Here is a 22,197-nt window from a genome sequence, read left to right as displayed (position 1 = left end):
CTTGATGGATTGGATTACCACCGTCGATCACAAAAAAATCGCCGTGCTCTACTTAATTGCGGGTGGATTTTTCTTTGGAATCGGCGGCATTGAAGCCATTTTGATTCGGATTCAGCTCATGAAACCGATGAATGATTTTGTGTCGGCGCAGGTCTTCAACGAATTGATTACGATGCACGGAACAACGATGATTTTCCTTGGTGTCATGCCTATTATTTTTGCCGTTATGAATGCCGTTGTGCCTTTGCAGATTGGGGCGCGGGACGTTGCTTTCCCTTTTGTTAACGCGCTGGGTTTCTGGACGTTCCTGTTTGGCGGACTGCTCTTGAACCTGAGCTGGTTGATGGGAGGGGCACCGGATGCCGGCTGGACTTCGTATACGCCACTCTCTGGCAGCGAGTACAGTGGGACGCACGGTGTGGATTTCTACACGATAGGTCTCCAGATCGCTGGTCTAGGGACACTCATCGGGGGCATTAACTTTCTCGCCACCATCATTACGATGCGTGCGCCGGGAATGTCCTATATGCGGATGCCGATGTTTACCTGGACCACATTTATTACATCAGCCATCATCCTTTTTGCATTCCCTGCCATTACGGTAGGACTTGTATTGTTAACGTTTGACCGTATACTGGGGGCCAATTTCTTCGATGTTGCAGGTGGCGGTAACCCGGTACTCTGGCAGCATATCTTCTGGATCTTCGGGCACCCGGAAGTATACATTCTCATATTGCCAGCGTTTGGTATTATCTCTGAGGTTATTCCAACCTTTGCACGTAAAAGATTGTTCGGTTACAGCTCCATGGTGTTTGCAACCATCCTGATTGCCTTCTTAGGATTCATGGTATGGGCGCATCACATGTTTACGACAGGTTTAGGAACAGTCGCCAATGCATTGTTCTCGATCTCAACCATGCTGATTGCTGTACCAACAGGGATCAAAATATTTAACTGGCTCTTTACGATGTGGGGCGGACAGATTCGTTTTACGGCAGCAAACCTGTTTGCTGTTGGGTTCGTTCCAACCTTCGTTATGGGCGGGGTTACTGGTGTCATGCTGGCCTCTGCGCCTGCGGATTTCCAGTTCCATGATACGTACTTTGTTGTGGCTCACTTCCATTACGTTATCGTAGGTGGATTGGTGCTAGGTTTGTTCTCGGGACTACATTACTGGTGGCCGAAGATGTTCGGTCGTGTCCTGAGCGAAACGCTCGGGAAATGGACGTTCTGGACGTTCATGATCGGTTTCCAACTAACGTTCTTTGTACAGCATTTCCTTGGTCTGATGGGGATGCAGCGTCGGATCGTTACATACTTGCCGAATCAGGATTTTGATCTGCTTAACCTGGTGAGTTCCGTTGGTGCATTCCTGATGGGTGTTGGGGTTATCATGTTCCTCGTGAACATCGTAATTACAACGAGAAAACCAGCAGATGCACCGAATGATCCGTGGGAAGATGGCCGTACGTTGGAATGGTCGATTCCATCTCCACCGCCGGAATACAACTTTAAGCAGACTCCTCTGGTACGCGGAATTGATGCGTATTGGAAGGAAAAGATGGCAGGACATACGGAGATGACACCGGCTGAGCCTGTAGGTTCAATTCATATGCCGTCAGCGACTCCACTGCCGTTTGTTATGTCCGTCGGTATATTCATTGCCGGACTTGGTCTCATGTTCAGCAAGGATGATTTTGGCAATGCGTTTATGAACGGATTGTTCAACAATTATATTGTGGTCATTATTGGCCTTCTGATTACATTTGGTGCGATGGCGCTGCGTTCACTCTACGATGATCATGGCTGGCATATTGAACCGGAGGATCAGGATGAGAAGGGGGTTAGAACATGACAACTTCACATGCCGAACCGGTAAACGGCGAGTTGCCGCATGAGCCAGAGAAAGCAACGCTCGAAGGACGCAACAAGCTTGTTGGCTTCTGGTTGTTCCTTGGCGGCGAGACGGTGTTGTTCGGAACCCTCTTCGCAACCTTTTTGGCCCTCCGTGGCCAAACGAATGACGGACCGACGGCGAATGAATTGTTTCATCTGCCACTCGTGGCTGCCGCAACCTTTATTCTCCTAGTCAGCAGTTTGACAAGTGTATTTGCCATCCAGGCTATGCACAAGGGAAAGCGCAATGCTCTTGCTCTCTGGCTTGGCATTACCGTTGTACTGGGTCTCGGATTCCTCGGTCTGGAAATTTACGAGTTCTATGAATATGTGAAACATAAAGAGTTCGGCATGACGACAAGTGCATTCAGTTCAGCGTTCTATACGCTGGTTGGGTTCCACGGAGCTCACGTTGCATTCGGTATTATGTGGATCGGGCTCATTATCGGTCAACTGTTCAGAAAAGGATTAACGGTCGTAACTGCACCTAAAGTATACGTCTCCGCAATGTACTGGCACTTTATTGACGTGGTCTGGGTGTTTATCTTTACGGTCGTGTACCTGCTCGGAAAGGTGGGGTAACACATGTCGGTACAGGATAAGAGTGATCAGCAGCCTGTGAAGCATCGTCACCGGGCGGAAGGGCCACAGAAACACGTCGTTGTTTTTATCTTCTCGATTGTCCTGACGCTAATTGCGTTCGCGGCTGCTGCCGCGGGAGGAGTTAATACGACCTTTACCATTATTATATTGGTGGTTATGGCGATCCTTCAGGTGTTTGTACAGCTCGGTTACTGGATGCACTTGAAGGATAAAGGGCATTTGATGCCGATCCTGTTCATGTGCTTCGGATTTTTCGTAGCTTTTACGTGCATCATTATGGCACTCTATTGGGTTTGGTGGTAAAAGAGATGGCGGCGGCGCAGTGTCGCCGTCTTTTCCCCTTTTAGGCGAATCAATCCCGTATTGGATTCAGGCAACAACCAAATCAGGTCACGGGGAGGTTTCCCGTATGCTCGGGTTGCAATATTTTAGTTTCAACGATTTATGGAGTCCACTTATTCTGGCATTATTTCTGCTCATTGCCGCAGCTTATCTAGTGCTCGTTGGTCCGTTCAGTGAGCGGATCAAGGGGGCAGATCAGGCCACGGTTGCGCAGAAAATTATGTTTATTACTGGGCTTACTGTGCTATATCTTGCACAAGCGGGGCCATTCAATCTGCTGGGTCATGTGATGTTCAGCTTCCATATGGTGAGTATGGCTCTGTCCTATCTGGTAGCGCCACCGCTACTGATGAAGGGATTGCCCCTTTGGGTATGGCGCGGAGTCATCCGGTGGCTGCCAACACGGCAGTTATCTTTTTTGGCCCATCCGATCGTAGCGGCTGTGCTGTTCAACGGATTGTTCTCGTTATATCATCTACCCGTGGTACATGATTACGTGATGTTAAATTTTACGGTTCACCGTTTGTATTACATTGTACTTTTCATTACTTCCATGCTGATGTGGTGGACGCTGCTCAATCCGTTGCCGGAAGGGAGACAAGCGTCGGGGCTGTCCAAGATTGGATTTATTTTTCTGAACATGGTGCTTCTGACACCAGCTTGTGGACTGATTATTTTTGCTTCCGAACCGTTGTATGCGACCTACAGCAATCCTGCCGTATGGGCTGAGGCAATGCGGTATTGTGTATCTGGCGATTCCACGGCATTACTGCGATCATTCGGTGGACCGGCGTTCTTCAACTTCCTGTCCTCTGCCAAGGAGGATCAGCAGGTGGGCGGTATTTTGATGAAATTCATACAGGAAGGCATCTTCGTCTCCATGCTGGCGTATGTCTTTTTCCAATGGTACCGCAAGGAAAAACAGGAAGATGATGATGATCCGTACCCTGTAGAGAATTCGGGAGGACCGCTTAATCCTGCAGCGAAATAACACAAGTCTTGTTTGGACAAGAGGGGGAAACACACGATGGATATGTATTTTCTGCTACCCACGATCAGTACTTCTTTCATTGTGATTAGCGCGGTGCTGGTAGGAATTGGCTGGGTGCTAATTATCCGTGGCAAACGGGAGGCGCACCAAACCGCGATGATTGCAGGGGCCATTGCTGCCCTTCTGTTCTTTGTCATTTATATGTCTCGTACCATCTTTGTCGGGAATACGGCTTGGGGTGGGGACCCGGAGATGGAGATCTTCTATCGAATATTTCTGATCTTTCATATTGTCCTCGCCACGGTGGCAGCGGTCTTTGGCATTTCCACTTTGGTGCTTGGGTTCAAAAAGAAATTCAAGACGCATCGCCGCTGGGGGAGATTCACATCCATGATCTGGTTTAGCAGTGCTATCACAGGCGTTATTGTATACGTCCTGTTGTACCTGCTTTATCCTGGTGGGCACACACGCCCGGTATGGGAAGTCATTCTGGGTGTTTAATGTGATGAATTGAATTCTTTGAAAATATGAAAACGGATGAATCCATCTGTTGATTGGTCCAAGCTTCCTCTCGCATTCATTCCATAGAATGAGATCGAGAGGGGGAAACAAATGAAAAAAACAGTCCATGTAAGTCAAACGTATCCACGTCTCACGGTGTATTCAGAAGAGGATTATCGTGGAGAAAGCAGGGTATACCGTGGTAACACAGGTCTCCGTAATCTTGATAACATCCTGGGTGGGGTAGAGTGCCTGCGTTTCTTCTCGACAAGTTCGAATGCAACGTTGGTTGTGTTTACGAGACCTAACTTTCATGGCGGATTCCGCGTCTATCGTGGGAACACCAATTTGAGAGATTTGGATGATCTGATTCGTGGCAATGATGTAGAATCCCTGATTTCCTGAGATTCGCGCGATTCGCAGTAATCGGGCTCTGCCGAGTGGCTACGACCTCGTTTAAGGATTAGACCTCTTCTGTATTCAGGTGCCGGGAAACAGGAAAGAGCTGTTCCGAATTGTGTTCGCACAATATCGGATACAGCTCTTTTTTTGGTTTTAGGAGTTATCTTAATCTCCACCACCACCGCTATCTCCACCACTGTCGTTGCTGCTTCCGCTATCGCTGCTGTGATGGTGATTAGATCCTGAAAAAGAATCACTATCATGATGCTTGTGATCGTGAGTGTGTTTGGAATGATGAGTATAGGAGTCATCATTGGTGGTAATGACCGGGTACGCCGTAGATGAGTCGGTGTAGCCGTTATTACGATTTACACGATGCCTGCCTTTTTTGGCAGAATGCCGTTTGGGTTCGTCGCGAACAATGAGCCAGATGACCACAATTAGAAAAAGGAACACAAACCCGATTTCAACCAGCCAATCCATAAAAGAATCAATCCTTTCTATGTATCTATAAAAGCTGAACGAATGATTTTACAATGAAGCACTCAGAATCAAGTTTTATTTTATCGTAACTCTGATTCTAATCCCATTCATTCTTCCTGATTCAGGAAAATAAGGGGTTGACGGGAATAGGAGCGGTCTATATACTGTGCATATTGATATATACAGTAGACACAGTGAGTAAGGTGTTCCAATGACAGATGGAAAGGCAGGCAATGATATGAGCGCATGGAAGCAGGCGTGGTGGTTGACCCGTAGTGAGATGAACAAGGATAAGCTCCAATGGCTGTGGACTGCAATTTTTATGATATACACTGGCGGCATGAGTGGTGTGATGTTATTAGGACAACAGAAGACAAATTTCATTAATCCTGTTGTAGATACTTTCTTTTTAATCATGGTGCCATTTCAGGGATTCGTGTTCGGCAGACGATCTTTCCGTTACATACAGGAGGATTCCTATACACAGATGTTGGCCTACTATCGCAGACTTCCCATACCAAACGAGACAGTGATGTGGTCGAGACTTCAGCAGTCTCTGATGGCGTTTGCGTACAATGGAATCTTTTTCTATGGATCACTGTATGTGGTCGGGTTGCACGAGGAAGGGTTCCGGTGGGATCAGTACCTGGCCTTTGGTATAACTTGTACGGGATACGGACTTCTCATGACAGGCTTATATATTTACGGAGAGTTGCTGCACAGTGGTAAAAAATATTTGCTAATCAGTGCGCTGTTCTTGCCGCTTACGATCATCATATCCTTGCTGATCCGAATGTCGGGCAGTTACGGATTTTCGATTGTAATTGATATGAGTAAATCATGGGGGCTGCTTTCCCCGATTATGTGGGTTGCTTTGGTGGCTGGCATAGCGGGATTATGGCTTTTCAGTCGATTGACGCTGAAGAAACTTTCCACTCGGGATTTGAGTTAACGGTATGAGGGATGAACGCAAGAATGAATACAGGATGAAACCGGCACGGACAGGTAACAGACTGGAGTGTACCGGAGGGCGAGGTGCAAGATGTGAAAATACCCATTCAAATTAATGAAAATAGCGCTGAACCTTTATATCACCAAATTGAAAATCAGTTAAGATCGTTAATTGTTACAGGTCAGTTGGGGGAGGGAACACATTTGCCGTCCATTCGCGAATTCGCCGGAGCGCTGAATTGCAGTGTTATAACGGTTAGACGGGTCTATCAGGATCTGGAGAATGAAGGCCTGCTTCGTACGAAGCAGGGGACAGGTACATTTGTGGCCCAAGTAGAAGCCGGCGACAGAGAAAATTATAGATTGAAGGCCGCGCAGGAAGCGATGCAGGCAGCGGTACAGTCCGGAAAATCGGTAGGATGTACGGAAGAAGAACTGGAGACTCTTTTCCGGGAAGTCCTGAAGGCTGTTTACTCGAAGTGAGGGAGTGATTCATACATGGAACCCATAGCAGTTCAGTTGAACGGCGTATCCAAAATGCGAAAACGCAGAGTTATTGGCCCGATCGATCTGACCATCCCGGAAGGGTATGTAGTTGCTATTCTCGGTCATAACGGTTCAGGCAAAAGCACACTTCTTAACATGCTACAACAAGTGGTACTGCCAGATGCCGGACAGATTATATGGTTTGGGAAGGAACATGAGGGGCCTCTTCCCATTGAACTGAGACAACAGATCGGTTTTGTGGCTGACAACGCTGGACTCGAAGAGAACCGGATTACTGCACAGGAAGCAGCTGATTTTCGGGCCTATTGGTACCCGCGTTGGGATATGAAGTTGTTCAACCAACTGGTTCACGATATGGAAGTACCTGTTGATGTGAAGCTGAACAAGATGTCCAAGGGAGAACGGCGGAAATTCGAGATCGCTGCTGCAATCGCAGCTCGCCCAAGATTATTGCTTTTGGATGAGCCTTCATCAGGTCTGGACCCCTTTGCCTGGAAAGTGATGGTCGAGCAGTTCCGTACCTTCATGGCTGAGGGAGACACCACGATTCTGATTGCCACACATATTGCAGATGAAGTTAAAAGGCTTGCAGATTACATCGTATTGATGCACCGTGGTCAGTCCCTGGGGATGGCCGAGAAAGATATGGTGCTCGATCAGTGGAAAGAAGTCTGGTATGAAGGAGACTTGCGACCAGAGAGTATCCCTGGTGTTGTGGAATCTTCTTCTGAAGAGAGAGGGCTGGTTCGCATCATTACAACCCGTGTAAGTGAAGCGCAGGAAAGGCTGGAGCTGGCAAATAACCGGGTATTGAAAATCCGTAACTTGGAACTGGATGAAGTCTTGGCTTTCTGGATTGCCGGGTATGCACCCGTACAGTGGAAATAACCGAAGGGAGACGATAAATGATGAACCGATTGGAATTGAAGCAGGTAGTCAAGCAATACGCAGACAAAACGGCAGTTAATGGTGTGACGCTTAATGTAAAAGAAGGGGAGATTTACGGTCTGCTCGGAGCCAACGGTGCTGGTAAAACAACAACGATGCGTATGGTGCTTGGGCTGATCCACCCGGACGGCGGAAATATCCAGTACAACGGCAAACCCTATAGCACAGAATTGCAGCAGATTATGGGATATCTTCCGGAAGAGCGCGGTTTGTATCCAAAGGTAAAGGTCAGTGAACAGATCAACTATCTGGCCCGTCTGCGCGGCATGAATGGAAAGGATGCGGATCAGAGCCTGAAGTATTGGTTGGACCGATTCGAAGTGCCGGAGTATTACGACAAAAAGATTGAGGAACTATCCAAAGGGAATCAGCAAAAGATGGGCTTTATTGCCGCAGTGGTTCACAGACCGCAAATTCTCATTCTGGATGAAGCCTTTAGCGGACTCGATCCAGTGAACGTGGAATTGCTGAAATCCACGGTGAAGGAGTTGCGTGACGAAGGCACAGCCATTCTGTTCTCGACACACCGTATGGAGCACGTTGAAGAATTATGTCGTCAGATCACAATTCTGCATCGCTCCAACACTGTTGTGCAGGGAGAGATCAAGGAGATCAAGAGTCGTTATCCACGTGAGCAGGTATTCCTGAGCACAACGGGAAATGTCAACGGGCTGGAACAGTTACCGGGTGTGAAAAAGGTAGAGCAAAATGAGCGTGGATACCTGATCCATATTGGTCAGATGGAAGCAGCTCAGGAAATTCTGAGAGCAGCCATGGCTCAGACGACCGTTGAACATTTTGAAATCAAGGAACCAACGCTTAACCAAATCTTTATTCGTGAGGTAGGTGAGTCGAATGAATAAAATGGGGACGATTATCGGATTTACGTTCAAAAATAAAGTGAAAACAAAGTCTTTCATGGTGACGACTATTGTACTTGCACTTTTAATTACGATTGGACTCAATATTCCATATTTCATTACTTTATTTAATGGTGGTCCCATCGGTGGAGGCTCAAGCACGAATCCGGTGAATATCGGTCTGCTGAGCACGGGACAAACGGAGGTAGCCGAGAAGCTGGAGACATACTCCTCCGCACAAGGCAACCAGACGTATCGTTTTGTTAACGACGCGAGTAAAGATGAAGCGGCACTCAAAGCCGATGTGGAGTCGGAGCTTCTGGATGGGTACCTGAAGTTTGAACCTGTTGCTGGGCAAGATTTCCCACAGCCGGTCTTGTACTCAAGCGAAGATATTTCCCCGCAGGTTATAGCACCCATTGAAGCTGCCCTGCAAATTGTGAAGCTGGATGTGGTGGTGAAGGACACACTAACGGCGGAACAAAAACAGCTCATCAGTACGCCGGTAAAACTGACAGAGCAAAACCTTGATTCTGACCAAAGTGGAGCTGCTGCGGAGTCGGAAGGTACCATGAGTGGCATCAACTACATTGTTGTATACCTGCTGATTATCCTGTTGTTCACATCAACGATGATGACAGGTAATATGATTGCTTCCGAGATTACAGCCGAGAAGAGCTCGCGTATTATGGAGATTTTGATTACGAGTGTATCTCCGCTCAGTCAGATGTTTGGTAAAATCATTGGTATTTTCATGGTAGGGTTGCTGCAAATCGGTATTTTCGGTGCGGTAGTTGCCGGCAATATGCTGTTACCACATAACCGTGATGTATTGAGCGATTTCAATATGAATCTGAGTGATGTGAACGTCGCAGTCATTGTATATGGGCTCATCTTCTACATTCTGGGTTACTTCCTGTATGCGGTGATGTTCGCGGCCATTGGTTCGATGGTGAGTCGGACAGAAGAACTGGGTCAGGCCGTATTGCCGATTACGATGTTGTCCCTGGTTTCCTTCTATATCGCGATCTTCAGTATTGCTACACCGAACATCCTGTTGTTGAAAGTAGCAAGCTTCATTCCGTTCACATCGCCAACGGCAATTCTGGTACGGATTGGTGCAGGCGTTGCGCCAACCTGGCAGATCTGGACGTCTCTGGCCATTCTTGTGGTATCGATTATGATCTTCGGCTGGCTCGCTGCGAAAATCTACCGTACAGGTGTGCTGATGTATGGTAAACGCCCAACGTTCAAGGAATTGTTCAAAGCGATGAAGGCGTATAAAATCTGATCCAAGTTTACGGAAACGGGTGTGCGTTGTCATAATTAGTGATAATATTTTCATAATTTATGAGAAAACTTTTTCATAATTAGTGATAAATGTATATTTATTCAATATAATGCAATTTAAAATTTTTAAATTGCTTCGAGTGTCTGTAGTAGGTGGTATTCTTATAATTGGAATAATAATATTAATAATAGGGATTTAATGATAAATGATGGGACTGCTTTTAGTAGTCCCTATTTTACCAAAAAAAATAAATAAAAGTGAATGTAACTAAGATACATGTATATTGGGTTTTCTTTGGTAAATATAGTTTTATAGAAACGAGGAGTTACTATAGATATATTAGATAAGGGATTAGAAGGTTGTATCAAATGAATTATATATTGGAATTTTTAAGTAATATAGGCTGATTAAGATAGTGCAAGTGATCCAATATTCAATGGATTTAGTACCATACACTCATTGGAGTTCGATCACGTCGAAAATGATAAACAAGGCCAACCAGACAACCTTTACTTTCGCCACAAATGAGCTGCTTCGATATATGATTAAACGCGCGTATTTCTTCAAGGCTAGGCGGAAATTCCAGCATACCAACATACTTACCGTTTACTGATAGACCCCACCCAAAGCTCCCCTTGATCCGCATAGATTCTATCTGGCAGGTAATGTATTGATACGCTTTTGCCTTAACGACGTGACGTTCTGAACGCCCATCTAAAATCATTGGAGCATCCCCATTATACTGACACAAACCCTCAAGACCGAGTTCTTTAGCCTTCTGAAACAGTTCGTGCCCGTTATCATATAAAGGGGTTACTGATAATGTCTCTGATTGTTTTACAACCGAGTTAGGACCACCGGCAGTCTCTTTTTACCTGCAGCAGTCCGTTCCCAAAAACGTACATCGACATACACACAAAGGCTTCACATACGAGAACTGGTCAGATTGTGTAGTGATATTACTTTTCAGTACAGGATACACCTTCTTGCGCAGATCCGGAGTGAGTCCAAACTTCACCATACCTGCAGGAATAATTTCGCCGGCACGTTCGACTCCGAGTAACCAGGCTGCTTTCAAATCAGCCTCAGCTATACCTGGGAAAACTATTGGAATACGCAGCGGCTCAGATTTATGTAAATAAAGAAATACACCATTCTCCTACGACCTTGTACCCATATACATAAATGGAATTAAATAGTATTATAAACCTGTTTTATACTATATTATCACAGAGAAGGGATGTAAAGTTAAAATGGTAAAGAAAAAAAGGTTTACAACCGTACTAGTAATTTTGAGCTTATTTGCAAGTGTTTTAGCTGGATCTGCAGCCGCAGAGGATCAAGTTATTGAACTGAAAGGAGCAAACGAGCAAGAGATCAATACCTATTTGAAAAACGCAGGATACACACAAGAAGTAATCGATACACTGGAACTGTATCAAAAGAATTATCTTTATGAAGAAGAAGCAACCTTTACAGCTCACAAAAATGCTCTTGGTCAACTAACTGAGACTCAAGAAGGGATTTCCGAGGATTTTAGACTTATGGCATTACCTAACTGGAACCATAGCTTGGTAGTAAGTCAAGTCAAAGCTAAAACAGGATATGTTGATTTCATCTTTTCATATAACTGGGATTGGAGTTACGACCCCGTTTTCACATCTGAAGAAAAATTCGGGATTGCTTGGACCGATGGTTTCCACCCAGATCCTTCTACAGCAAAGTATTCTTATCAGGCAAGAGGAAAACAAGACCGACCAACTGCATACCCAGGTTGCCCAGCTACAAGAACTAACGGCGGTACTGTTTGGTCGGGATACAGCACATACAATCCTGGAGCTGGGATTGGTTGGGCTATTAACCTAATTGGTAGCTGGTGGACCCAAGACTGCGGCTATTACACGGTTAACGGACATAAAGGTTCCGGACAAGTAAAAGCTGGTAAGGCACATAACAATAACAACGGCCCTGCTCGAAGCTCTGCTGTAGGTAAATATTACCACAAAACTTTTGCTGCAAATGGTGAGCTTGGTTTCTCGGGAGTCCCTACAATTTCGATATCTCCTTCATCAAACTACGATCCGTCCGATGAAGTTGGTACTCGTTGGGATTGGGTACACAAAAACTACTAATGGATATATTCACTAAATAAAAACAAAAAAAAGGCCCTTTGCTTTAATGGAGCAAAGGGCCTTATTCAGTGTTCATTCGGTTACTGGAATGTCCTCAACATTTTCTCCCCATATTACCTTTACACTTTTTATATCTTTCCAATCATCCACAGTGCTCCTTGTAGGTAGCCCAATGACTTCATTAGGTGAAATTGATGTATCAACTGTGTTTTTAGTTCCACTGTTGTTTGGATGTATAATTTTCACTTCAACCCCTTCATCAACAGTGCCTTCACCAATATATTGTATGGAAGGGATTTCTTCGTACTTATCTTCTGTTAAAACAAGATCAATGGTAACTACCCAATTATCCGACTTTGCAACTAAACGCTTTTCATTTATGGATTTGTTCGTGCAACCATACAAAAACAATAGTGAAGTTAACAAAACAAGAATAATTATCCGCTTAGAGATACAATACAACTCCTTTAGATTTTTTGTCCATATTATAGCATAAAAGTAACCAAAAGGTTTTATCAAGATTTCTAATCTAGCCACCGTTGACCTGGATACCCACTCACTCTTGTTTAACGATATTCTTCTAACTCGTTTTCATCCTCGTGACTGCGGCCAGCACTAATTGTCCGCAAAGAGAGCGTGTACATCAACTGGGTTGTGACTGTTCAATCAGGCAATACCATTTCTGGCCAGATAAAAACGTACTTTCCGCTAACTTTTCATAAAATTCGAAGCCTGTTGACAAATTGAAAATTACTAAAATAGCTTTGCAGAATTGAGCGTCGTTATGCAAAACCCCAGAACGCTGAATGTCAGCATGGAAATGATGTCTAGAGTCTATTCACTAGGCAGCTATTCAGTTTTTTTGATGCAAAGTCACAGCCAGAGAGGAAGAGCACTCATCATGAATTATGACCAGTTGGCCAAGGAGATTTTGTCACGAATTGGCGGTGTTGAAAACGTTAACAGCGTTGTTCATTGTATAACAAGATTGCGCTTCCAATTAAGGGACGAAAGATTGGCCCAAACAGAGGAATTAAAAAAACTGTCTGGGGTCATTACGGTTATGCAAAGTGGGGGTCAATACCAAGTTGTGATTGGAAACGAGGTTCCGGATGTATATAAGGAAATTGCAAAAATTGGAAATTGGTCTGCAGATGATGAAGAGACATTAAGTTCCAATGACAAAAAAACAACCAAAGAAAATATCTTCAACCGTTTTATTGATATGATATCAGGTGTTTTTCAGCCATTACTTGGTTTGTTGGCTGCGACAGGTATGATTAAAGGATTCAACGAATTGTTTTTGTCTTTCGGGTGGATTACAGAAACATCTGGGACGTATCAATTACTAAAAGCAACTGGAGATTGTCTGTTTTACTTCTTCCCTATATTTTTAGGATACACTGCAATGAAAAAATTCGGTGGGTCACCCTTTATAGGAATGACTATTGGAGCCTCTCTCGTTTACCCAACGTTGTCTAGTTTAAGTGAAGGAGATCCTCAATGCGTTTTGTTTGGGGGAACTATTTTTGAATCTCCAATTCATATCACGTTTCTGGGTCTTCCTGTAATTTTAATGACGTATTCTTCCTCGGTCATACCCATCATTTTGGCTTCATTTTCTGCTTCAAAATTAGAAAAGGGTCTAAAAAGAGTTATACCACAAGTGGTACGAACGTTCTTGGTTCCCTTTTTTACGATGCTTATAATCGTCCCTGCTACTTTTTTGGTAATAGGGCCAATCTCTACATGGGCAGGAAATTTGATTAGCGCAGGCGCTACTGAAATTTACGGATTTAGCCCTATTTTAACAGGTATAATTATAGGCTCCATGTGGCAGGTTTTGGTTCTTTTTGGACTTCATTGGGGAATCATTCCCATTGCGCTGCTGAATATTGGAACACTAGGATCAGATCCAATTATGGCGCTTTCTTTTGGAGCTTCATTTGCACAAATCGGTGCGGTTCTAGCGGTTCTGATCAAAACAAAAAATCGAAAAACAAAAGCATTGAGTGTACCAGCGTTCATTTCTGGGATTTTTGGTGTCACAGAGCCTACAATATATGGTCTGACCTTGCCTTTAAAAAGACCATTCATTATGAGTTGTATTGCCGGAGGGATCGGTGGAGGTCTTTTGGGATATGTAGGATCAAAATTTTACATTCTTGGAGGCCTCGGCGTGTTCGGCTATCCCAACTTTGTAAATGAGGTAGCCGGTATTGATTTCAGTTTTTATATGTCACTCATTGCAACTGCCGTCGCCTTTATTTTTGGGTTTGTGTTGACCTACTTCATTGGTTTTAAAGATCCAACAGAAACGATATCAACCAATATTGCTGAAAAACAAGAAGTCGTTCCCAATACAAGTCAATTAAATGACCAACCTTTTGAAATCGTTAGTCCGATGACCGGTGCTGTAGTTAGACTCCAAGAAATAAGGACGAAACTTTCGCAGGAGAGTATATGGGCAAAGGGATAGCCATCCACCCTACAACTGGACGTGTTGTATCTCCAGTAAACGGTATTGTACAAACGATTTACCGTACGAAACATGCCATTGGTATTATCAGTGATGACGGAGTAGAATTACTCATTCATATTGGACAAGATACCGTTCAGTTAAAAGGCCAGTATTTCAATGCATTCGTGACGGATGGGGATCGGGTTCAGGTCGGAGATGTCATTGTAGTGTTTGATTTGCAGGCGATCCAGGATGCCGGTTATGAAACGGTAACCCCCATTGTTATTACTAATACGTCCATGTATTACGACATTGTAGGAATTGAAAATGACAGGGTAAATGAAAAAGAACCGTTACTCAAAGTATACGCGCAAAAATAGGGAGGTAATTGGATATGTTTAATAAAATCACTCATTTTCCGGATGGTTTTCTGTGGGGTGGTGCTACTGCTGCCAATCAAATTGAGGGGGTATACCTAGCTGATGGTAAGGGACTAACGACCATTGATCTGATGCCGAAAGGGCCTAAGCGTAATGAGGTTTCGATGGGTAATTTAAATTCATTTTTACCCGAGGAAGGCGAAATTTATCCTTCACACGAAGCTATCGATTTTTATCATCGTTATAAAGAGGACATCGCTCTTTTTGCTGAAATGGGCTTCAAATCATTTCGGATGTCGATTTCATGGGCCCGCATCTTTCCTAATGGTGACGATGTAAGTCCGAATGAAGCTGGACTGCAATTCTATGATGACGTATTTGATGAACTTCTGAAGTATAATATTGAGCCTGTCGTTACGATTTGTCATTTTGATTTACCCGTGAACTTGGCAAAAACGTATGACGGTTGGAAAAACCGAATCATGATTGAGCTATTTGTAAAATACTCCAAAACACTGTTTGAACACTATAAAACAAAAGTGAAATATTGGATGACATTTAACGAGATTAATATGTTATTTCATCTTCCTTATACAGGTGCGGGCATTATTTTTGAAGATGGTGAGAAAAAACAACAGGTTCTGTATCAGGCATCGCATCATGAACTCGTTGCAAGTGCTCTGGCGGTTAAGGCTTGTCATGAAATCATTCCTAACGCCATGATCGGATGTATGTTGGCAGCTGGAAATGTGTATCCATACAGCAGTAATCCTGAAGATTACTGGGAAGTAATGGAAATTGAACGAGAGTCCTACCTCTTGATTGATGTGCAATCCAAAGGGGAATATCCCGGATATGCAAAACGCTATTTCATCGAGAATGGAATTCATCTGCAATTTGAACCTGAAGACTTGGAGATTTTAAAGAAATATACAGTGGACTACATTGGTTTTAGCTATTACTCGAGTCGTTGTACCAGTGCTGATCCCGAAATATTAAAGAATTTCACGGATGGGAATGTATTTGGTTCTGTAATCAATCCTTTTTTGGAAACCTCGGAGTGGGGCTGGACAATTGATCCAAAAGGCATGCGGATTACTTGTAACCAGTTGCATGAAAGATACAATAAACCATTATTTATCGTAGAGAACGGACTTGGTGCTCAAGACACTCTTTTGGATAACGATATCGTTGAAGATGATTACCGTATTGAGTATTTAGATCTTCACTTTGCAGAGATTGCTGAAGCAATAAAAGATGGGGTTGATATTATCGGATATACAAGTTGGGGGCCAATCGATCTTGTGAGTAATGGTACCGGAGAGATGAAAAAACGGTATGGGTTCATTTATGTAGACAAAAACAATGATGGATCTGGCACGCTTCGGAGAATCAAAAAGAAAAGTTTTCATTGGTACAAAGAGATTATCGCTAATAATGGAGCAAAGTATTTTCATGAATAATTGATTGATCGGTATTGGTACTTATTTTTCTATAACCACTAAAACCAATTAATCGTTCCCCCTTAAAGTGACTATGTTGTAAAGAACACATAGCACTTAAAGGGGATTTTTACCATTGGCAATCTACACGAGTTGGAGAAATCAAATGGCTTGGAGTGCAGTTTTACCAATACTGAAGTCAAGCAAGTTAATGGTTATTCCCGGAAGTTGGATCATCACAAATTTCATTTTTTTTGCGTCAGGGCCCTTCATTTTGAAGGGCTATTTGGTATTTGAATTTGGTTATTTGGCGATCCGATACCTGATTACAAAAATACGTCCCAATGTACCATAAAAATTGCATTGTTTTTATTATCCTAAGAGAGTCACCACGATCCTTCTCAATTAGTAGAAGCATACAGCGGGGTGAACTTGAGGGGGGATTATACGTGCTTGAGGTCAGATCACTAAGAACGGAATATTTGGAGAATCCTATGGGTCTGGATGCTACCCTGCCACGATTAGGTTGGAAGCTGTACAGTTCCAGGACGAACGTTATGCAAACGGCATACCATATACAGGCATCCGGAACGAAAGACTTTAATGATTTGCTTTGGGATACAGGCAAGGTAGAGTCGGACCAGTCCCAAGCTATCTTGTATGCGGGTCCGCCGTTGAAAACGCTACAACGCGTTTATTGGAGAGTTAAGGTTTGGGACAATTACGATGAAGTGTCGTTATTTAGTGAATGCGTTTTCTTCGAAATGGGGCTACTGCATACCAGTGATTGGCATGCCTTCTGGATAGAACCGGAAAAGGAAGTGCACATCGATGTATATAAACCTTCCCCCTATGTTCGTAAAGAATTCACTGTAAGAAAGGGTCTTGTCCAGGCCAGAGCTTGTTTTACGGCCAAAGGAATATATCACTTTTATTTGAACGGAATGGAAGGAACGGACCATCTATTTACTCCTGGATTTACGTCATATCATGACCGTTTACAATATCAAGTCTATGACGTGACTCATTTTTTACAAGAAGGATCCAATGCGCTTGGCATTGTTCTCGGTGACGGCTGGTGGAGAGGGTCTACTGGCGGTGCAAATCTGAAAAACAATTTCGGATATAAGCTGGCCTTTTTGGGGCAATTGATGCTGCAATATGAGGACGGAACCATGGAGTGGGTTTGCAGTGACGGCTCATTCAAGACATCATACGGACCATTGCTGAAATCCGACATGAAGGCTGGGGATCTCTATGATGCCAGAATAGACATTGAAGGCTGGAACCAACCCGGATATGATGATTCTGCCTGGGAGCAAGTACAGGCCGTCCATAATAGACTCTCTGGCTTGATTGCGACCCGAAGCGTACCAGTAAGGCAAAAGGAAACTTTTCCTCCAACGGTATTACACACGCCGAATGGAGAGATCGTACTCGACTTTGGGCAAAACATTGCAGGTTGGGTGAACATGAGCGTTCAAGGTGAGGCTGGTACCGAAGTTGTACTTATTCATGGAGAAACGCTGGATAAAGAGGGGAATTTCACGTTACAGAACCTGGCCCATCACGGGCCATTGGAGGATTTCCAGGAAGTCCGATACATTTTGAAGGGAGAGGGTCGTGAACATTACCGGCCATGGTTCTCAATTTTCGGTTTCCGTTACGTACTAGTCAAAAAGCATCCAGGTGAGGTAAAAGCAGAAGATTTTACAGCAGTTGCCATCTATTCGGACATGGAGGAAACAGGGGATTTCACGTGTTCCAATCCCTTGATCAACCAACTGGTATCAAACTCACGCTGGAGCCAAAAGAGCAATTTCATGGAGGTGCCGACGGATTGCCCGACTCGGGAGAGAGCAGGATGGACGGGAGATGCGCAGGTATTTTGCAAAACGGCAACGAATTTCATGAACGTAAACTCGTTTTATGAAAAATGGATGGCTGACCTTGCGGCAGAACAATTCTCGAACGGATCTGTGGGGAGTACGGTTCCTACGGTGATTGGTTACCACAACAAAGAGGAGTGGGAAAGGTTCTCCAACCAGAATAAAGATTCCATGATGGCCATACGCAGACCAGAGCCGGGAACGCCAAGCATGCTCGACGGTTCTTCCGGTTGGGGAGATGCAGCGGTTATTATTCCGTGGACGTTGTATTTGTGTTACGGAGATAAAACCAATCTGGAGAGGCAGTTTGATTCGGCTAAAGCGTGGGTAGATTACATGGCCATCAGCGCCAAGAAAGCCAATGAACGGTTTCAAGATTCTCCCTCCTACCGGAATGTTACCGATGGTGAGCTGGATGCGGATTATATTTGGGATACTGCATTCCACTGGGGTGAGTGGCTTGAGACCGATTCCGATTTCAATGATCTGGTAGCGGCGATGAGCAAATCCCAAGGCTGCCATCCGGATGTTGCGACAGCTTATTTAGCCTATTCCACACGCCTCTTGGCAGAAATGGCTTCTGTACTTGGAAAGGCGGAGCTAGCACAGGAATACAACCTTCGATATGAAAAGATTAGAAAGGTCTACAACACATACTTTATTAAAGATAACGGGACCATTTTGGAGAATCGACAAGCTCCCAATGTCCGGACTCTGGCGTTTGGGCTGGCAGAAACACAGAAAGAACAAGCGGTTGCGGATCGCCTTGCCGAGATGGTCGTCGAGCAGAACTATCATTTGAACACCGGATTTTTATCTACACCGTTTATCCTTCATGTTCTTGCGGATCATGGATATTCCGAAATCGCCTTCCGGTTGTTGGAGCAAACCTCCGATCCATCTTGGTTATATGCCGTAAGCCATGGTGCAACAACGATATGGGAAAGCTGGAGAGGAATCAAGCCGGATGGCGAGCTTACGGGTTCATTGAATCATTATTCTTATGGCGCGGTATGTGACTTCTTATTTTCTAGCATTGCAGGTATTCGTCCACTGTGGGAAACCCCAGGGTTCAAACATGTATTGATCAAACCAATGGTTGGGGGAACGCTAACGCATGCATCGGCAACGTTTGAATCTCCTTATGGAATGATCAAATCCGGATGGCTGAAGTCGGAAGGTGGTGTAACCTACGATTTCGGAATTCCTGCGAATTCTAAGGCAACCGTTATACTTCCAGGCAAGCCAATGAATATTACGAGCTTGTCTAATGAATTTCCTGATGTCCGCTATGAAGACGGGCATATCATATTTACTGCAGGTAGCGGAGAATATACGATCGCGATATGAACCTTTAAGGTCAAAACGAGCCCAATCGACAGGGCTCGTTTTGCATTTGATCACTTTTTTTCGATCAAATGATATTTATCACGATATTGCTTAGGGGTAGCCCCCACGATCTTTTTAAATACCTTGGTTAGGTAGCTCTGATCATTAAAATGAAATAGCGAACCTAATTCGGATATCGAGATGGTGCTGTATGCCAATAAACGTTTGATTTCTTCGATCTTAGTCTGTTGAATATATTCGCTTACGGAAATGCCAACCTCTTTTTTGAATAGAGCCGACAAATATTTAGGGCTAATTCCAATTTCCATAGCTATGTCGTTGTGATGTATTTCTTCATAGATATGTTTATTAATGTACTCTTTACAGCTCATAATTTTTTTTGAGTACTTATCATGTCTGGCTTGTTTCACCTTCTCAGCGAATGTATGAAGGACCTCGCGTGTCAAACTTCTGATTTCATCCAGTCGATCTAATTCCTCAAGCCGTTGTATAAACCTATCGTGTAATGCGAAGGCGGTAACCTCGTTCACCCCCCCGTCCATTGAAGCCCTCGTTACCAAAGCAATCAGCGTGATCAGATGGTTTTTGTTCGATCGAAGATAGCTGGATTTGGACAAGACGGATGCGGATTCTTCTTCCTTAATAAACGAAAGTTCATCGATATCCTCGACCCTGCCTTCTTTGATCATGAACAAAAGTTTCTTTTCGAACAATCGAGCTTGATTGTGGTCCGAGGATTGCAAATACTGGGTAAACTCTAGATTCACTAATCCCTTTGCCTTCTCATAATCATCGAACTGAAAGTCTTCGTATAAGACGGATTGGGGAGAAAGTAGCACCTGGTTGAACAAATGATAAATAAAAACGCTGATATGATTGAGCTTCTCATTGCTCAAAATCGGCAAGCATTCATAATAATTGGCCACTTGATCACGATAAAAAAAGGCATCCCTGTCGTTGATAATTCCACTCAACACTTCCTTAGGAATAGGGTGGGAAAGAGTGGGGCCGGTAATCAGCGTGCCTTCAAATAGATCCCCAATAAAATAGCTGATTAATATGAATTTTTCGGAGAAGACCGATTTCGTAATAACAGGATATCGGTATGTTCGGCTGGGGTTGAAATACAACGGATTCAAATAACTTCCCGTGCGGTGTTCTATCAAAGGATTAATCGGTCGATCGCCCAAGTTGTCATAGATGACTTTCCCTTTCGGACTAATAAAGAAAACAGGCAATTCAAAGGTATTAGAAACGAGATTGCACATTGCCTCAATGGTATTGTATGTAGTAGTCATTCAGGATCAACTCCCTGCTGAAGATTTCGCGCTCTATTCAGGACAATAATACTAAAAAACATACGAAATCACCATATCAAATCTAAGGTGAATGCTACTATGGTCATAGCGTTAAGTCAGGTATTTGGAAACGCTTCCTTGGATGGCTAATTCGATATGGAGAGGTAGAGAACGATGACAAGACTATTTAGGAGCGATTTTATGTTGGGTGCGGCTACAGCCGCGCATCAGGTGGAAGGAAACAATATCTATAGTGACTTCTGGGCGATGGAGCATATGCCGCATTCATTGTACAAGGAACCTTCTTTGCAGGCGGTAGACCACTATCATCGTTACCAAGAAGACATTCAACTGTTGGTGGATGCGGGGTTGAATACGTACCGCTTTTCCATTGAATGGGCAAGAATTGAACCGGTTAAAGGACAGTTTGATGCAGATGAGATTGAACATTACAGGAAAGTTCTTGAATACTGCCATCAAAACAAGGTCAATCCTGTCGTAACGTTACATCATTTTTCGTCTCCCAAATGGCTGATTACCGAAGGGGGATGGGAGAGTGAAACAACGATTGGACACTTCGAGAACTATTGCCTTCATGTCGTTTCAGAACTGAGACATCTGATCCCTTACATCTGCACCATTAATGAAGCGAATATGGGGAAACAGATCACCAAAATCATGAAACGTATGTCAGCCGAAGCAACATCTCAATCTGCAACAACTGATTCCGCAGATGTGCAAGTTGGTTTAAATGTCGATATTCAAAGCAACATGGAGAAATACTTTGCCGGTTTGGGTCAGGTGTTTGGCATTGATCCAAGAAAAGTCCAACCTTTTCTCTCCCCCCGAACAGAACAAGGCGAACAGATCATCATGAGATGTCATCAGGCAGCTAGAAATATAATCAAGGAGTTGAATCCGTCGATCAAGGTTGGCATAACGCTATCCCTGTACGATCATCAGGCGTTACCTGGTGGGGAACATCTAGCAAAACAAGAACAGCATGAAGACTTTTTAAACTACTTGCCGTACTTACAAGGCGATGATTTCATCGGTGTTCAAAATTACTCCAGAAAGATTCATGGGCCTAATGGGGTAGTAAAGCCGCCAGAAGTCGTGAAGTTAACTAAGATGGGATATGAAAACTATCCGGCAGCATTGGGTAACGTAGTGCAATTTGTCGCCAAACATTGGGATGGACCGATCATGATAACAGAGAATGGCCTATCTACGGATCAAGACGAAGAGCGCATGGAGTTCATCCAACAAGCCACAGCCGGCATACAGAAGTGTATCGAAGATGGTATTGATGTAATCGGATACATGTACTGGTCCTTGCTGGACAATTTTGAGTGGCAACTCGGCTATACGCAAACCTTTGGATTGATCGCTGTGGATCGGTCCTCTCAAATCAGATATCCGAAAGAAAGTCTATCGTTTCTTGGTTCATTGAGAATTCAGTAAGCGCAT

At 44.1% G+C, this 22,197-nt stretch carries 18 protein-coding genes and 1 pseudogene; 16 read left to right on the top strand and 3 right to left on the bottom strand.

Annotated features, from left to right (window positions below; all coding sequences use genetic code 11):
• Positions 1–4: 4 nt before the first annotated feature.
• The 6 genes from ctaD to ACFVQB_RS23735 all read left to right on the top strand — a co-directional run bounded on the left by ctaD (position 5) and on the right by ACFVQB_RS23735 (position 4,738).
• Positions 5–1,855 carry a cytochrome c oxidase subunit I gene (gene ctaD, locus ACFVQB_RS23760; protein ID WP_373561767.1) on the top strand — a complete coding sequence of 617 codons (1,851 nt, stop codon included), beginning with the start codon at positions 5–7 and terminating at the stop codon, positions 1,853–1,855.
• The gene (locus ACFVQB_RS23755; protein WP_379444955.1) at positions 1,852–2,478 is read left to right on the top strand and encodes a cytochrome (ubi)quinol oxidase subunit III; all 627 of its coding nucleotides are present in this window, start codon (positions 1,852–1,854) and stop codon (positions 2,476–2,478) included. The genes ctaD and ACFVQB_RS23755 overlap by 4 nt, the downstream gene beginning before the upstream one ends.
• A 3-nt stretch (positions 2,479–2,481) precedes the next feature.
• Positions 2,482–2,802 (top strand): cytochrome C oxidase subunit IV family protein, encoded by a 321-nt coding sequence (locus ACFVQB_RS23750; protein ID WP_076290536.1) that lies wholly within the window; start codon positions 2,482–2,484, stop codon positions 2,800–2,802.
• A 106-nt stretch (positions 2,803–2,908) separates the two neighbouring features.
• Complete coding sequence (gene ctaG, locus ACFVQB_RS23745) at positions 2,909–3,832, top strand: cytochrome c oxidase assembly factor CtaG (protein WP_379444949.1); 924 nt, start codon at positions 2,909–2,911, stop codon at positions 3,830–3,832.
• Between the two features lie 36 nt (positions 3,833–3,868).
• A complete protein-coding gene (locus ACFVQB_RS23740) occupies positions 3,869–4,333 on the top strand; it encodes a DUF420 domain-containing protein (RefSeq protein WP_109999160.1) in 465 nt (154 codons plus the stop codon).
• A gap of 111 nt (positions 4,334–4,444) precedes the next feature.
• Positions 4,445–4,738 carry a hypothetical protein gene (locus tag ACFVQB_RS23735; protein WP_379444944.1) on the top strand — a complete coding sequence of 98 codons (294 nt, stop codon included), beginning with the start codon at positions 4,445–4,447 and terminating at the stop codon, positions 4,736–4,738.
• A 162-nt stretch (positions 4,739–4,900) separates the two neighbouring features.
• Here the strand turns inward: ACFVQB_RS23735 and ACFVQB_RS23730 are convergent, their stop codons facing one another.
• A complete protein-coding gene (locus ACFVQB_RS23730; RefSeq protein ID WP_379444941.1) occupies positions 4,901–5,218 on the bottom strand; it encodes a hypothetical protein in 318 nt (105 codons plus the stop codon).
• A gap of 238 nt (positions 5,219–5,456) precedes the next feature.
• On the opposite strand from ACFVQB_RS23730, the gene ACFVQB_RS23725 reads away from it, so the two are divergent.
• The 6 genes from ACFVQB_RS23725 to ACFVQB_RS23700 all read left to right on the top strand — a co-directional run bounded on the left by ACFVQB_RS23725 (position 5,457) and on the right by ACFVQB_RS23700 (position 11,907).
• Positions 5,457–6,170 carry a hypothetical protein gene (locus ACFVQB_RS23725; RefSeq protein WP_379444937.1) on the top strand — a complete coding sequence of 238 codons (714 nt, stop codon included), beginning with the start codon at positions 5,457–5,459 and terminating at the stop codon, positions 6,168–6,170.
• 92 nt (positions 6,171–6,262) lie between these two features.
• On the top strand, positions 6,263–6,652 hold the full coding sequence (locus ACFVQB_RS23720) for a GntR family transcriptional regulator (protein WP_379444934.1): 390 nt from the start codon (positions 6,263–6,265) through the stop codon (positions 6,650–6,652).
• A 15-nt stretch (positions 6,653–6,667) separates the two neighbouring features.
• Positions 6,668–7,564, top strand: coding sequence for an ATP-binding cassette domain-containing protein (locus tag ACFVQB_RS23715; protein ID WP_379444930.1), 897 nt, complete (start codon positions 6,668–6,670; stop codon positions 7,562–7,564).
• Positions 7,565–7,584: 20 nt separating this feature from the next.
• Positions 7,585–8,487, top strand: coding sequence for an ABC transporter ATP-binding protein (locus ACFVQB_RS23710; protein ID WP_379445492.1), 903 nt, complete (start codon positions 7,585–7,587; stop codon positions 8,485–8,487).
• Positions 8,480–9,775, top strand: a complete 1,296-nt coding sequence (locus ACFVQB_RS23705) for an ABC transporter permease (RefSeq protein ID WP_379444926.1) — start codon at positions 8,480–8,482, stop codon at positions 9,773–9,775. The genes ACFVQB_RS23710 and ACFVQB_RS23705 overlap by 8 nt, the downstream gene beginning before the upstream one ends.
• Before the next feature lie 1,253 nt (positions 9,776–11,028).
• A complete protein-coding gene (locus ACFVQB_RS23700) occupies positions 11,029–11,907 on the top strand; it encodes a hypothetical protein (protein WP_379444923.1) in 879 nt (292 codons plus the stop codon).
• A gap of 72 nt (positions 11,908–11,979) precedes the next feature.
• On the opposite strand, the gene ACFVQB_RS23695 is transcribed toward ACFVQB_RS23700, so the two are convergent.
• Positions 11,980–12,444 carry a hypothetical protein gene (locus ACFVQB_RS23695; RefSeq protein ID WP_379444919.1) on the bottom strand — a complete coding sequence of 155 codons (465 nt, stop codon included), beginning with the start codon at positions 12,442–12,444 and terminating at the stop codon, positions 11,980–11,982.
• Positions 12,445–12,808: 364 nt separating this feature from the next.
• On the opposite strand from ACFVQB_RS23695, the pseudogene ACFVQB_RS23690 reads away from it, so the two are divergent.
• From ACFVQB_RS23690 to ACFVQB_RS23680, 3 genes and pseudogenes are all read left to right on the top strand, one after another.
• A pseudogene (locus ACFVQB_RS23690) lies at positions 12,809–14,748 on the top strand (beta-glucoside-specific PTS transporter subunit IIABC).
• A 14-nt stretch (positions 14,749–14,762) separates the two neighbouring features.
• Positions 14,763–16,211 carry a 6-phospho-beta-glucosidase gene (locus tag ACFVQB_RS23685; protein ID WP_379444915.1) on the top strand — a complete coding sequence of 483 codons (1,449 nt, stop codon included), beginning with the start codon at positions 14,763–14,765 and terminating at the stop codon, positions 16,209–16,211.
• A gap of 428 nt (positions 16,212–16,639) precedes the next feature.
• Positions 16,640–19,429, top strand: a complete 2,790-nt coding sequence (locus ACFVQB_RS23680) for a family 78 glycoside hydrolase catalytic domain (RefSeq protein ID WP_379444911.1) — start codon at positions 16,640–16,642, stop codon at positions 19,427–19,429.
• 50 nt (positions 19,430–19,479) lie between these two features.
• Here ACFVQB_RS23680 and ACFVQB_RS23675 read toward each other — a convergent pair whose 3' ends face one another.
• Entirely contained in the window at positions 19,480–20,727 is a 1,248-nt protein-coding gene (locus ACFVQB_RS23675; protein WP_379444907.1) for an AraC family transcriptional regulator, read from the bottom strand.
• 174 nt (positions 20,728–20,901) lie between these two features.
• Here ACFVQB_RS23675 and ACFVQB_RS23670 point away from each other — a divergent pair, with 174 nt between their 5' ends.
• Positions 20,902–22,191, top strand: coding sequence for a glycoside hydrolase family 1 protein (locus tag ACFVQB_RS23670; RefSeq protein ID WP_379444903.1), 1,290 nt, complete (start codon positions 20,902–20,904; stop codon positions 22,189–22,191).
• Positions 22,192–22,197 lie beyond the last annotated feature (6 nt).

Source organism: Paenibacillus sp. NPDC057886 (genome assembly GCF_042796655.1).
In the GTDB taxonomy this organism is placed as follows: domain Bacteria; phylum Bacillota; class Bacilli; order Paenibacillales; family Paenibacillaceae; genus Paenibacillus.
Note: the sequence above shows the minus strand (reverse complement) of the source record. Positions and strands in the feature narration are given on the sequence as shown.

Bases quoted from the DNA above. Each gene is read 5' to 3' on its own strand.
- ctaD (WP_373561767.1), top strand. From the start codon at position 5: ATGGATTGGATTACCACCGTCGATCACAAAAAAATCGCCGTGCTCTAC.
- ACFVQB_RS23755 (WP_379444955.1), top strand. From the start codon at position 1,852: ATGACAACTTCACATGCCGAACCGGTAAACGGCGAGTTGCCGCATGAG.
- ACFVQB_RS23750 (WP_076290536.1), top strand. From the start codon at position 2,482: ATGTCGGTACAGGATAAGAGTGATCAGCAGCCTGTGAAGCATCGTCAC.
- ctaG (WP_379444949.1), top strand. From the start codon at position 2,909: ATGCTCGGGTTGCAATATTTTAGTTTCAACGATTTATGGAGTCCACTT.
- ACFVQB_RS23740 (WP_109999160.1), top strand. From the start codon at position 3,869: ATGGATATGTATTTTCTGCTACCCACGATCAGTACTTCTTTCATTGTG.
- ACFVQB_RS23735 (WP_379444944.1), top strand. From the start codon at position 4,445: ATGAAAAAAACAGTCCATGTAAGTCAAACGTATCCACGTCTCACGGTG.
- ACFVQB_RS23730 (WP_379444941.1), bottom strand. From the start codon at position 5,218: ATGGATTGGCTGGTTGAAATCGGGTTTGTGTTCCTTTTTCTAATTGTG.
- ACFVQB_RS23725 (WP_379444937.1), top strand. From the start codon at position 5,457: ATGAGCGCATGGAAGCAGGCGTGGTGGTTGACCCGTAGTGAGATGAAC.
- ACFVQB_RS23715 (WP_379444930.1), top strand. From the start codon at position 6,668: ATGGAACCCATAGCAGTTCAGTTGAACGGCGTATCCAAAATGCGAAAA.
- ACFVQB_RS23710 (WP_379445492.1), top strand. From the start codon at position 7,585: ATGAACCGATTGGAATTGAAGCAGGTAGTCAAGCAATACGCAGACAAA.
- ACFVQB_RS23705 (WP_379444926.1), top strand. From the start codon at position 8,480: ATGAATAAAATGGGGACGATTATCGGATTTACGTTCAAAAATAAAGTG.
- ACFVQB_RS23700 (WP_379444923.1), top strand. From the start codon at position 11,029: ATGGTAAAGAAAAAAAGGTTTACAACCGTACTAGTAATTTTGAGCTTA.
- ACFVQB_RS23685 (WP_379444915.1), top strand. From the start codon at position 14,763: ATGTTTAATAAAATCACTCATTTTCCGGATGGTTTTCTGTGGGGTGGT.
- ACFVQB_RS23675 (WP_379444907.1), bottom strand. From the start codon at position 20,727: ATGACTACTACATACAATACCATTGAGGCAATGTGCAATCTCGTTTCT.
- ACFVQB_RS23670 (WP_379444903.1), top strand. From the start codon at position 20,902: ATGACAAGACTATTTAGGAGCGATTTTATGTTGGGTGCGGCTACAGCC.